Origin of the sequence: Gordonia aichiensis NBRC 108223, assembly GCF_000332975.1 — a bacterium.
In the GTDB taxonomy this organism is placed as follows: Bacteria; Actinomycetota; Actinomycetes; order Mycobacteriales; family Mycobacteriaceae; genus Gordonia; species Gordonia aichiensis.
This window is the reverse complement of the sequence record NZ_BANR01000005.1, coordinates 24,283-36,605: the sequence shown is the minus strand read 5'-3', so window position 1 is coordinate 36,605 and position 12,323 is coordinate 24,283. Positions and strand designations below refer to the sequence as shown.

General features: G+C 66.6%; 9 protein-coding genes. 1 reads left to right on the top strand and 8 read right to left on the bottom strand.

All coding sequences use genetic code 11. The features are described 5' to 3' along the window. Positions 1-117 precede the first annotated feature (117 nt). From GOACH_RS07430 to thyX, 6 genes are all read right to left on the bottom strand, one after another. Positions 118-3,063: an FtsK/SpoIIIE family DNA translocase gene (locus tag GOACH_RS07430; RefSeq protein WP_169330858.1), complete on the bottom strand. Its 2,946-nt coding sequence runs from the start codon at positions 3,061-3,063 to the stop codon at positions 118-120. A 110-nt stretch (positions 3,064-3,173) separates the two neighbouring features. Next, on the bottom strand, positions 3,174-3,806 hold the full coding sequence (locus GOACH_RS07420) for a TIGR03085 family metal-binding protein (RefSeq protein ID WP_005172853.1): 633 nt from the start codon (positions 3,804-3,806) through the stop codon (positions 3,174-3,176). A gap of 35 nt (positions 3,807-3,841) precedes the next feature. Then, a complete protein-coding gene (locus GOACH_RS07415; protein ID WP_005172851.1) occupies positions 3,842-4,780 on the bottom strand; it encodes a tyrosine-protein phosphatase in 939 nt (312 codons plus the stop codon). 46 nt (positions 4,781-4,826) lie between these two features. Continuing rightward, positions 4,827-6,836, bottom strand: coding sequence for a ribonuclease J (locus GOACH_RS07410; RefSeq protein WP_005172849.1), 2,010 nt, complete (start codon positions 6,834-6,836; stop codon positions 4,827-4,829). Next, positions 6,836-7,741, bottom strand: a complete 906-nt coding sequence (gene dapA / locus GOACH_RS07405) for a 4-hydroxy-tetrahydrodipicolinate synthase (protein WP_005172847.1) — start codon at positions 7,739-7,741, stop codon at positions 6,836-6,838. Before dapA ends, GOACH_RS07410 begins: the two co-directional genes overlap by 1 nt. 84 nt (positions 7,742-7,825) lie before the next feature. Continuing rightward, positions 7,826-8,578 (bottom strand): FAD-dependent thymidylate synthase, encoded by a 753-nt coding sequence (thyX, locus tag GOACH_RS07400; protein ID WP_005172845.1) that lies wholly within the window; start codon positions 8,576-8,578, stop codon positions 7,826-7,828. Between the two features lie 144 nt (positions 8,579-8,722). Here thyX and GOACH_RS07395 point away from each other — a divergent pair, with 144 nt between their 5' ends. Beyond that, a complete protein-coding gene (locus GOACH_RS07395; protein ID WP_157227584.1) occupies positions 8,723-10,141 on the top strand; it encodes an amidase in 1,419 nt (472 codons plus the stop codon). A 48-nt stretch (positions 10,142-10,189) separates the two neighbouring features. Here GOACH_RS07395 and GOACH_RS07390 read toward each other — a convergent pair whose 3' ends face one another. After that, a complete protein-coding gene (locus GOACH_RS07390) occupies positions 10,190-10,954 on the bottom strand; it encodes an HAD-IIB family hydrolase (protein ID WP_005172841.1) in 765 nt (254 codons plus the stop codon). Positions 10,955-11,041: 87 nt separating this feature from the next. Next, a complete protein-coding gene (locus GOACH_RS07385) occupies positions 11,042-12,286 on the bottom strand; it encodes a winged helix-turn-helix domain-containing protein (RefSeq protein ID WP_040518003.1) in 1,245 nt (414 codons plus the stop codon). Positions 12,287-12,323: the final 37 nt, after the last annotated feature.

The following is a 12,323-nucleotide window of genomic DNA, read 5'->3' as shown; positions in this document are numbered from 1 at the left end:
TCTCGACCGTATTGACGGAAGGGCTGCGAGATGGGGATACTCCCCTCTTCGATCTGCCGACCACCTTAACAGGAGCGCCCGCACAGGCATATCCGACTTGCCGGACATGCCTGTCGACTACTCGCCCTCGGCCTCGTCGCCGCCTCCACCGGTGATCGATGCGATGACCCCGGCGAGGTCATCGGGCTTGACGAGCACCTCACGCGCCTTTGAACCCTCACTCGGACCGACCACGCCGCGGGTTTCCATGAGATCCATCAGACGACCGGCCTTGGCGAATCCGACCCGCAGTTTGCGCTGCAACATCGACGTCGAGCCGAACTGACTGGATACGACCAGTTCGATCGCCTGCAGCAGATCGTCGAGATCGTTGCCGATGTCGCCGTCGATCTCCTTCTTGTCACCGGCTTTGGCAGTGGTGACACCCTCGGTGTATTCCGGGTCCGCCTGCTCACGGGTGTAGTCGACGACGGCTGCGATCTCCTCGTCGGTGATGAACGCGCCCTGCATGCGGATCGGCTTGTTGGCACCCATCGGCAGGAAGAGACCGTCACCCATGCCGATGAGCTTCTCGGCTCCCGGCTGGTCCAGGATGACGCGGGAGTCGGTCAGCGACGACGTCGCGAACGCCAACCTCGACGGCACGTTGGTCTTGATCAGTCCGGTCACGACGTCAACAGAGGGCCGCTGGGTAGCGAGCACCAGGTGGATACCCGCGGCACGTGCCTTCTGAGTGATACGCACGATCGCGTCCTCGACGTCCCGCGGAGCGGTCATCATGAGGTCGGCGAGCTCGTCGACGATGGCCAGGATGTACGGATACGGCTTGTAGACACGCTCGGACCCGAGCGGGGTGCTGATCTCACCCGATCGCACCTTGGTGTTGAAGTCGTCGATGTGGCGCACCCTCGACGCCTTCATGTCCTGATATCGCTGTTCCATCTCCTCGACGAGCCACGCGAGCGCAGCCGCAGCCTTCTTGGGCTGGGTGATGATCGGGGTGATCAGGTGCGGAATGCCCTCGTAGGGAGTGAGCTCCACCATCTTCGGGTCGATGAGGATCATCCGGACCTGCTCGGGAGTCGCACGCGTCAGCAGCGACACGAGCATCGAGTTCACGAAGCTCGACTTGCCCGAACCAGTGGAGCCCGCAACGAGCAGGTGCGGCATCTTCGCGAGATTTGCACTGACGAAGTCGCCCTCGATGTCCTTGCCGAGGCCGATCACCAGCGGATGCGAATCCTTGCGCGTCGACGGCGACTTGAGGACGTCGGCCAGACGCACCATCTCGCGGTCGGAGTTGGGTACCTCGATGCCCACCGCGGATTTGCCGGGGATGGGCGCCAATAGGCGGACGTTGTCGGTGGCCACCGCGTACGCGATGTTGCGTTGGAGCGCGGTGATCTTCTCGACCTTCACGCCCGGTCCCAGTTCGACCTCGTATCGCGTCACCGTCGGACCACGCGTGTAGCCGGTGACCGCGGCGTCGATCTTGAACTGTTCGAGCACGCCGGTGATGCGATCGATCATGTCGTCGTTGGTCTGGCTACCGCGCTTCGGCGGATCGCCGTCGACGAGCAGCGTCGCCGGCGGCAGTCGGTAGTCGCCTTCGACGTCGGACACGACCAGCGCGTCCGGGTCGGCATCGGCTGCGGGTTCGGTGGCGGCAGGCCGAGCCGCCGTCTCCCGCCGGTCACGGCCACTGGCCTTCGCGACCTCTCCGGCGCGCTGACGGCTTCTGCTGGCCGGACGCGCGATCTGTTCGGTGACCTCGTCGACGACGGGTTCTGTAACCATGTCGTCGACGTTGTCGGTCGGGGCGTCAGTGACATCGACGTCCGGTGTGGGCACAGAGATGGGCGCACTACGCCGGTCAGACCGCGAACCGCGTCGACGAGGACGCGGGGCGGAGTCATCAGGCGGGTAGTTCTCGTAGGGATCGTCCGAGCGACCGCTCGCCGCCTGGCCCGACCACCCGCGGGTTCCGTACGAACTGCTCAGGTCCGCGTCACCCGCGTCGTCAAGCTCGTCAAGCTCGTCGTACGAGTCGTCAGGGTCGCCGTACGAGTCGTCGACGTCGTCGTCCCACGGCAGATCGTCGTCGTCGATCTGGCCACCGCCGAGTCCGAGCCAACCCGCGGCAGCATCGACCACCTCGCGAATCGTGCGGCCCGAAAGGATCAGCACACCGAAAGCCATGCACAGCACCAGGATCGGCACCGACACCCATGCGGTGACACCCGCCGTGAGCGGGGTACCGACGACATAGCCGACGAAGCCACCCGCATGCGAGCGCCCGGGTAAGTCCTCGGGTGCGCCGGCGACCAGATGCATCAAACCGAGCAGCGGCAGCACCACGAGCAGTGCCCCACCGATGTACCGGGCGCGCTTCTCCGGGTTCGGGCCGCGCCGCATCAGCACGATCGCACCTGCGGCCAGAGCGATCGGCACCAGCAACGCTGCGGTCCCGACGACGGCCCGCACGAGTGCGTCGATGAACGCTCCCACCGGCCCGGCTGCACCGAGCCAGACGCCGACGGAGACCAGCAGTGCGAGCGCCAGCAGCGCCAATCCGGTCCCGTCGCGCCGATGCGAATGGCCTTGAGCCCCCGCCGCCCGTCGAACAGCCCGTCCCTCGGAACCATCGACATCGTCCGAGGTCAGGTACTCATCGTCTGCGTCGCGGAGCTCCTCGTCGTGCACTGTGAGCCCAGGGGACCGCCCACTGCCCGCGCGCGCAACAGAACCGACACCGCGTGCGAGTAGCGACCAGGCGCCGCCGACTCCGCGGCCCACTCCCCTACCGACCGCCGCACCTGCCGAGCGTCGGCTGATGTCTGCGGACTCGCGGCGCGCGGTCGACTGCGTGGCCGGGCGTCGCGAGGTACCCGCGGACGACGAACGTGCACCCTGCGCACGACGGCTGTTACCGCTGGTTGACGCGCGTGAGCTGCGCGTACTCGTGCCCTGTTTCCGAGCCGACGCCCGTCCCCCCGACGCACGCTGTCCGCTGGTCGCACGTGACGCGGCCGCGCGGGTTCCCGTGCCTGCCTTTGAAGCCATAGGGACAGACTAGTGGTCACCCATCTCCTGAGTCACATGCACAACACAGGCAACACGACTGTGTGTCGAATTCGTAACCGATGCCCTGCTTCGATGTCGGACCCCGGCCCTCAGACCGACCGAGGCGTCCCTATCACTGCCGCGACGGCGTCGCGATCGCCATCCCACTCGAGCGCGACGGGCGCGCGACCATAGGCGAACAGCAACAGCTCTCCCACGCCGCCGACTGCTGTGACCGGCTGGCCGGAGCCCGCGACGAGGATGGTCTGGCCATCGGGTGTGGCGAGGGTGACGCGCGCGGGCATGGATCGCAGCGTCATCTTTCCCGCCCCCTTCAGCGGAGTCCGGAGCGCCTGTGTCATGTCGGTGCTCACCTGCCGCGGTGTCCAGGGGCCATCCGGGTCGGCGCTTCCGCGCAAGAGGTCCTCGTGGTGGATGAACATCTCGGCCAGGTTGACCCACCGGTCGACCAGTTTGAACATCGAGTACCACGGCGGACCGTCGGCCACCTGACCGACGAGATCGGGCCAGGGTTGTGCCGCCGCGGCGGCTTGGACCTTCTCGGTGTGCCCGGCGAGCGGACTGACCATGATGCCGAGTGCGGCGTCGGGTCTGCGCTCGCGGATCACGAGATGCGCGGCCAACGCCCGAGCATCCCAGTCACCGCAGAGCGTGGGCGCGTCGGGGCCGACCGCACGCAGGGTGTCGACGAGGGCTGCGCGTTCAGACTGAGCGAGAGTCACACCCCAAGCCTAGCCACGCCGCCGCCGAGACCCTCTCAGATCGACGGACGCAGCAGCGCCTTCTTCAGTCCGTCGATGTCGGAATCCGACAATCGCAGACCTTTGCGGACGTAACCGTCGAAGCTGCCATAGGTCTTGTCCGCGGCGTCGAACGATGCGTTCAGCCAACCGATGTTGACGCCGTTCAGCGGATCATCGGGTGACGCGTGGCGGAAGGAGTTGCTCGCGAGGAAATCAGCGTCGACGACACCGCGGTCGACACCGAGGATTGTCAGGAGCACCGCGGCGAGCCAGCCCGTGCGGTCCTTACCCGCGCTGCAGTGGAACAGCACGCTCCCGCCCGCCGTCACCGTGTCCTTGATCTCGAGCAGTGACCTGCGGAACGCGTCGCGCGCGTGGGCATCGGTGACGAAAGCACGGTAGGCGTTCGGCAGATCCACCAGGTACGACGCGGGAACCGCGCCGAGGACGTCGAGGTTCCGGCGGGTGGCACCCGGCACTGGTTTGTCCGGCTGGACCGCCGCCTCGAGCTGAGTGCGCAGGTCGATGATCGAGCGCACACCGTGTCGCTGCAGGACAGTGATGCCCGCCGGGGTCAGGCTCGAGAGGTTGGCGCTGCGAATGACCTTGTCGGAGATACGCATTCCGTCGTTGGTCGTGTAGTTGGCAAAGGTGCGCGCGTTCACGACCTCTGGCACCGAGATGGCAAGCGGCGCGGGAATGGTGTGCGCGGGCATGACGGTCGGCGCGGCCTGCACCTGCGCGGCCGTGACGGCCCCGAGCGGGAGGATCGCGGTGGTCACCACGGTGGCCGCTATGGCCACTCTGCGGCCGACCGTCCGCGACGAGGTTCCACGGGAGAAGAAGCCGGCAGTCGAGCGAGGAGTCACTGGTGGCCTTTCGTGCTTGCTGTCACGTCCCGGCAGGGCCTGCGCCCCGTCGCCTCCCGTGAAACCACGGGCCGCACAGAGCATATCGGCACATATATGCCTTCGGCAGTCGGGACCGGCCGAGGTCTCGTCAGGAACCGACCGCGAGCACCGTCGGCACGATCATCGGACGTCGACGGTAGGTGTCGGCAACCCAGCGGCCGACGACTCGGCGGATCGTCTGCGCGATCCGATGAGTGTCGGTGACGCCTTCTGCCGCAAGCGAATCGAGCGCCTGATCGACAAGACCTGCGGCCTCTTTGAGTGCCTCCGGATCGTCGGAGAACCCGCGGCCGGACACCTCGGGCGGGCTGACCGGACGCCCCGTCGCGGTATCGATCGCCACGGTGATCGCGATGAATCCGCCCTCACCGAGCACGAGCCGTTCCGACAACGTCGACTCCCCGACATCGCCCACCGACAGACCGTCGACGTAGACGTGCCCAACAGGTACCCGACCAACGATCTCGGCCTGACCATCGAGGAGATCGACGACAACTCCGTCCTCGGCGAGCATGACACGGTCGGGGTGCACACCGGTCGCCACCGCGAGAGCCGCATTGGCCCGCAGGTGCCGCCATTCCCCGTGAACGGGCATGGCATTGGTGGGTCGCACCGCGTTGTAGAGGTAGAGCAACTCGCCCGCCGAGGCGTGCCCGGAGACGTGCACCTTGGCGTTCTGCTGCGTGATCACGGTGGCGCCACGCTTGGCCAGGCCGTTGACGACGGCGAACACCGAATTCTCGTTACCCGGGATCAACGAGGAAGCCAGCACGACGAGATCGTCGGCGCGGATGTTGATCTGCCGGTGCTCACCCCGGGCCATGCGTGACAACGCCGACAGCGGCTCCCCTTGAGAACCGGTTGAGATCAGCACCAGCCGATGATCGGGAAGCGTTGCCGCGGTGTCCATGTCGACGACGACGCCGTCGGGCACGCTCAGGTATCCCAGATCCTGGGCGATCTGCATGTTGCGCACCATCGACCGTCCGACGAAGGTCACGCGCCGGTTGTGGGCGTGCGCGACGTCGATGATCTGTTGAATGCGGTGCACGTGACTGGCGAACGATGCAACAATCACCCGCTGCCTGGCCTTGCCGATCACCTGGTCGAGGACCCCGCCGATCTCGCGTTCGGGCGTCACGAAACCGGGCACCTCGGCGTTGGTGGAGTCGACGAGGAACAGGTCGACGCCCTCATCACCGAGTCGACTGAACCCGGCGAGGTCGGTAAGACGGTGATCGAGCGGTAGCTGGTCGAGCTTGATGTCGCCGGTGTGCAGGACCAGCCCGGCGGGCGTGCGAATGGCGACGGCAAGCGCGTCCGGGATGGAGTGGTTGACGGCGAAGAACTCGAGGTCGAACGGACCGTAGTCGAGCCGATCCCCCTCACGCACCTCCACGAGCTTCGGGCGGAGACGGTGCTCCTTGCACTTGGCGTCGACCAGCGCGAGCGTGAATTTGGCGCCGACGACCGGGATGTCACTGCGCAAGCGCAACAGGAACGGCACGGCGCCGATGTGGTCCTCGTGCCCATGCGTGAGCACCACTGCCTCGACGTCGTCGATGCGGTCTTCGATATAGCGGAAATCCGGGAGGATGAGATCGACGCCCGGCTGAGCATCCTCGGGAAACAGAACTCCGGCGTCGACGATGAGCAACCGACCGTTGTATTCGAAAACGGTCATGTTGCGGCCGATTTCGCCGATCCCGCCCAGCGCGACCACGCGCAGGCCGCCACGTGGCAGCTTGCGCGGGGTACCGAGCCGGTCGACCGCGGGGTCGACGGGAATCGATTCGCGGCGGGCGGACTGGCCGCCGGACTGCTTTCCCCCTGTGGAAGCGTGTGCCTCGTCGCGACGCTCGTGTCGGCCACGGCGCCGACCACGACCCTGGTTCGATCCCCGCGCCTCCGGCGTCGGGGAGTCGGTCGTCGCGGCGTCCGAGGGCGGCGCGGCTGGGGTCACAACGTCCGAGGTCGGGGCGTCTGCGGCAGGGGCGTTCGGGTTCGGGGCATCGGATGCGGCGGAAGCCGGGCGCTCGGCGACCGGGGAGGGCGGGCCCGCCTTGCGGGAGGCGCTGCGTCGGCGTTGCGTGGCCATCAGGCAAGCACTCCTGCCGTGCGAAGATCGGCGATCAGCGCTTCGATCTGTGGGCCGGTCGCGGGCACCTGCGGCAATCGTGGATCGCCGACGTCGAATCCCAGGACGCGTAACGATGTTTTGACCATGGTCACTCCACCGAGGCGTCCCATGGCGTTGACGAGCGGCAGTAGCGAGGTGTTGATTGCTCGCGCAGCGACGAGATCCCCCTTCTCCACGGCGATCTGCATGTCACGCAGGCGGTCCGGAACAAGGTGGCCGATCACACTGACGAACCCGGTCGCGCCCACCGACAGCCAGGGAAGATTCAGCGCGTCCTCACCGGAGAGGTACTCCAACCCGGTCGTGGCGATGATGCCCGCTGCCGAGTGCAGATCTCCCTTGGCATCCTTGACTCCCCGGATGCGCGGGTGTTCGGCGAGTGCGATGAGCGTCTCGTTGGCGATCGGCACCACCGAGCGCGGCGGAATGTCGTAGAGCAGAACCGGCAGCGACGTCGAATCGGCAACGGCACGGAAGTGTGCGAGCAGCCCGGCCTGCGGTGGCTTGGAGTAGTAGGGCGTGACGACGAGAAGCGCGTGCGCGCCCGCTCGTTCGGACGCCTGCGCGAAGCGGATGCTCTCCGCGGTGTCGTAGCTTCCCGCACCCTGCGTGATGCGGGCTCGGGTGCCGACGGCGTCGAGCACGACGCGCAGCAGGTCGAGCTTCTCCTGCGGAGTGGTCGTCGGCGATTCACCGGTGGTTCCGGAAACCACCAGGCCGTCACATCCCTTGGAGACCAGATGATCTGCCAGTTCAGCGGCCTTGTCGAGATCGAGCGAGCCGTCGGCGCGAAAGGGGGTCACCATTGCCACCACGTTGGTCCCGAAGGGGTGCGTGTGCAGCTGCTGCGCTCCTGCGTTCATGGTGGTCAAGGCTACCGTGACCGATCCTGCGCTAACGAATTGGCCACGCCGACCCGTTGCCTCCGACGTGCGGGAGCAGGTCACTCAGCCTTCGAGCACGAACGGCGACGTGGCGACCTCGGTGCCGTCGGCGAGAGTGCCGATCTCGAAGTCGCCGAACACCGTCGGCGCCACCTCCATCAGCTGACGGAGACATTCGACGGCGAGCTGCCTGATCTCGACGTCGGCATGCTCGGTCGCACGCATGCCCACGAAATGCCGCCATGCGCGGTAGTTGCCGGTGACGACGATCTTGGTCTCGGTCGCGTTGGGCAGCACCGACCTGGCGGCCTGTCGCGCCTGCTTGCGACGAAGGATGGCGTTGGGGACGTCGGCGAACTTCGCCTCGAGCGCGTCGAGCAACTCCCCGTATGCCTTGCGGCTCGCGTCGGTGGCCTCGGTGAACAACGCTTCGAGATGCGCGTCCCCCTCGATCGCCGGTGGCGCCACGACGTTGGAGTCGTGTTCGGGGACGAACCGCTGGGAGAGCTGTGAATACGAGAAATGGCGGTGCCGGATGAGTTCGTGCGTACACGACCGTGAGATTCCGGTGATGTAAAAGGTCACGTTCGCGTGCTCGAGCAGCGAGAGATGACCGACCTCGAGAATGTGCCGCAGGTAGCCGGCATTGGTCGCGGTTCGCGGGTTGGGTTTGTCCCAACTCTGGTAACAGGCGCGGCCGGCGAACTCGACGAGTGCCTCGCCCCCGTCGGCGTCAGTGCTCCACGCAACATCGCCGGGTGCGTTGAACGTGGTCGCGGCGACCATCTGCACCTTCAACGGGACCATGTCGGCCATGTCGCCTCCTCTCACCTATAGGGCATCAACGATTGTCCACCAGCCCGAGGTCGACGGCCCGACCACCCCGGCAAGCGACCACGCGGTCACGTCACCGCGGAGTTTCTGCTGCCGGAGACTCGTACGAGGGGGACGATGAAGACCATGTCCGATCTGAACTTCAGTACTGTCCGCGATCAACGCGACTGGGTTGTCGGCTCTCAGGTGACCTCGCGCGAGCTCGTCGAACACAGCCTCGCCCAGATAACACGGCTCGACCCCGCGCTCAATGCGTTCTCCGCCGTGCTGGCCGACGAGGCGCGCGCCGACGCCGATCGCCTCGATGCCGAGCTGCGCGATGGCTCCGAGCCCGGGCCACTCCATGGGGTTCCCATCGCGGTGAAGGACGAGAACGATGTCCGCGGCGTGCCGACGGCGTACGGCGGTGCATCGGTGACCACGCCGGCAGCGGCAGACTCCGAGGTGGTCAGGCGCCTGCGCGATGCAGGTGCGGTGATCATCGGCAAGACCCGGATGCCCGAGTTCGGTATCTGGCCGTATACCGAGACCGCGGCCCACGGCTGGACCCGCAATCCCTGGGATCTCGACCGCTCCCCCGCCGGATCGAGCGGCGGCACGGCGGCGGCGGTCGCTTCGGGCATGGTGGCTGCCGGAATCGGCGGCGACGGGGGCGGCTCGATTCGGCTGCCGTCGAGTTGGTGCGGACTGTTCGGCCTCAAGCCGCAGCGCGGCCGGGTCAGCACAGCACCCAACCGCGACCTGTGGCGTGCGCTGGGCACCCTCGGCCCCCTGACCCGCACCGTCGCCGACAGCGCACTCATCTACGACGTGATCTCCGGCACGACCTCCGTCGACAGGTTCCACGCCGCGCCGCTGTCGGGATCGTTCGTCGACGCCGCGTCGCGCTCTCCTGAGCGACTCAGAATCCGGATGTCGACGCGCAACCCTGCCGGCGAGGGCCCACTGGGCGGCGCCCATGCCGACGCCGAATCGATTGGGGCACTGCACCTTCTCGCCGATCGGCTACGCAACGCCGGGCACACCGTGGTCGAATCCGATCCGGATTACCCGCTCCTTGCGGCGCCCTTCTCGATACAGGTCGCGACGGGGGTCGCCGAGGAGGCCGCGCGGGTAGAGCATCCGGCCTTGCTCGAACAGTACACGCGACGCATCGCGCGGGTCGGCCGCGTCGCTCGACGTGGCGTCGGACGAGCAGAGCAGCAGGCCGAACGTACAGCGGCGCGGTTCCTCGACGAGTTGTTCGCCGAGTACGACGTCCTGCTGACCCCGACCACACCAACCACAGCGGTCCCGGTGGGACAGCTCGACAGGCACGGCTTTGTCGGGATCCTGCGGGCGGCGTCCTCGACGTCGTCGTTCACCTCACCGTGGAACGTGCTCGGCAATCCTGCTGCGGCAGTACCCATCGGGCTCGACCGCAGCGGACTGCCCCAGAGCGCTCAACTCGTCGGGCCTGCGCACAGCGAGTTGTTGCTCGTCTCGCTGTGCGCGGAGATAGAGCGAATCGTCGACTTCGCCAGGCATCGCCCGCGGCGTCGATGACGCGGGTCATCGATAGGTTACGTGGTCATCGATAGGTGAAGTGGTGCGTCACTCGTCGAGCAACGCCGTGAGCTTGCCCAGCGTGTCGTGCCAATCGGTCACGCCGATCGAGGTGATGCCGAGTTCCATCACGGGCCGGTCGTTCCCACCGTCGTCGAGGCGGTCGCCGTAGAAGAGGATGTCGTCGACGCCGAGGTCGAGGATCTCCATCAGTCGGCGCGCACCGTACGACTTGTCGATGCCCTTGCGCGTCACATCGACCGACGTCGAACCGCCGCTGCGCACCTCGAGGTCGGGAAGGCGCTGCGCCGCATACGCGCGCAACGACTCCTTCTTCCGGCCGTCGGGGTCCCACGCCTTCTTCGCGTCGACGGGAGCAGCCTGCCCCAGCGCGCTGAACGTGATCTGGCTGCCCCTGTCCTCGAGTACCGGCCCCCATGTCTCTGTTTCCCAGAGACCCAGTTCCTTCGCGCCGGTCTCCAGAGTTGTCAGGGTGCGCTGCTTCTCGTCATCGGTGAGGTACTCGGCGTAGACGGTGGCCCACTCGGAGCCGTCCCACCGCACGTACTGGGTTCCGTTCGTGGGCATCAGGTGCAGGTTGGGGCGGTTCACGTCGTCGCCGAGCCGGTCGAGCACCTGGACCTGGAACTGCTCGAAGCGCCCACCGGAGATGATGCACGCCATGCTGCGGTCCAACAGTCGGCCGAATACCTCAACCATGGAGTCGTCCATCGGGCTCTTCGACGGCGCCAGGGTGTCGTCGAGGTCGAACATGACCAGTTGGTAGTGGCGCCCGTCGTGCGTGACCGTCATCGTTACCTCTCGTGAACTCTGCAGTGCGGCGAATGCGTGTGCCGTGGTGAATGTGTGCTGGATTGTCTCAAAGCCGGACACAGCATGTCATGCCGTGGATCCCGACGCCGCATGTGCCAACCGTGCGGCGAGATCTCCGCGGTCGCCGACGGCGACGCCGTCTAGTCCGAGCCAACGTGCCGTCACGGCGAGATCGGCGGCGAGACGCTCGGCTACCACGTCCCCATCACGACCGGTTTCGAGATGAGCCGCCGGAACGCGCAGAAGGCCCGCGGCGCGGTCGGCCTTCAGGTCGACCCGCGCGACGATGTCATCGCCGAGCAGGTATGGGTGCACGTAGTAACCATGGACACGCTTGTGTTCGGGCACGTAGATCTCGATCCGGTAGCGGAACCCGAAGAGCCGTTCGGCACGCGGACGGAAGAACACGAGCGGATCAAACGGTGGCAGGAGCGTCGACCGTGCGTCGGCGCGTGCGATGCGCCGCGGAATGGCAATCTCGCCGTGAATGAATGCTGCGTCTTTCCAACCACGAACCGACACCTGCTGCAACACGCCGTCGTCGACCAGGTCCGCGACGGCGGGGCGCACCTCGGCGGAGGTGAGTCGGTAATAATCGGCAAGGTCGGCGATCGTCGCGACACCAAGTGCCGCAGCGGCATTCGCCACGAGTTGACGATGCGCGTCGACTCTCTCGACCTGTCGCTGCGCCACGTCGCCGATGACGCGCTCGGTGAGGTCGTAGTGGCGACCGAAGTTGGGGTCACGTACGGCGGACAACTCCCCGGAGGCGAACATCGCCTCACAGAGGTGCTTCACATCGCCTCGATTCCACCAGCCGCCCGGCGCGCTGGGTTCGCGTTCGATGCCGAGATGGTTCTCGATGAGGCGCGGCGTCGACGGTCCGATCTCGGCGATGAGCGTCCGGATATCCGCAGCGAGTTCTCTGTTGTCGCGCATGAGTTGTCGCGTATGGCGGTATCGCCCATCGCGATACTCATCCATGCGCCAACCGAACAACGGCCAGTCGTCGACCGGGATCAATGCGGCCTCGTGCGCCCAGTACTCGACAAGCATCCGAGATGTCCGTCCCGGACGCCACGCGGCGCGATCGAGAAGGGTTCGGTCGTACGGACCCACACGCGAAAACACCGGCAGATAGTGCGCACGCACCGCGATGTTCACCGAATCCATCTGAATCACTCTCGTTCGCTCGACGATCCGCGACAGATGTCTGCGCGTCACGGCTCCTGTGGGCTGCCTGGAACCGAATCCCTGTGCGACGAGAGCTATTCGAGCAGCCTGGGCGGTCGAGATTTCCGGGGGTGTCATTGCGGGGGTGTCATTGCGGAGGTGTCATTACGGGACG

Bases quoted from the DNA above. Each gene is read 5' to 3' on its own strand.
- GOACH_RS07430 (WP_169330858.1), bottom strand. From the start codon at position 3,063: ATGGCTTCAAAGGCAGGCACGGGAACCCGCGCGGCCGCGTCACGTGCG.
- GOACH_RS07415 (WP_005172851.1), bottom strand. From the start codon at position 4,780: ATGCTCTGTGCGGCCCGTGGTTTCACGGGAGGCGACGGGGCGCAGGCC.
- GOACH_RS07410 (WP_005172849.1), bottom strand. From the start codon at position 6,836: ATGGCCACGCAACGCCGACGCAGCGCCTCCCGCAAGGCGGGCCCGCCC.
- dapA (WP_005172847.1), bottom strand. From the start codon at position 7,741: ATGAACGCAGGAGCGCAGCAGCTGCACACGCACCCCTTCGGGACCAAC.
- thyX (WP_005172845.1), bottom strand. From the start codon at position 8,578: ATGGCCGACATGGTCCCGTTGAAGGTGCAGATGGTCGCCGCGACCACG.
- GOACH_RS07395 (WP_157227584.1), top strand. From the start codon at position 8,723: ATGTCCGATCTGAACTTCAGTACTGTCCGCGATCAACGCGACTGGGTT.
- GOACH_RS07390 (WP_005172841.1), bottom strand. From the start codon at position 10,954: ATGACGGTCACGCACGACGGGCGCCACTACCAACTGGTCATGTTCGAC.
- GOACH_RS07385 (WP_040518003.1), bottom strand. From the start codon at position 12,286: ATGACACCCCCGGAAATCTCGACCGCCCAGGCTGCTCGAATAGCTCTC.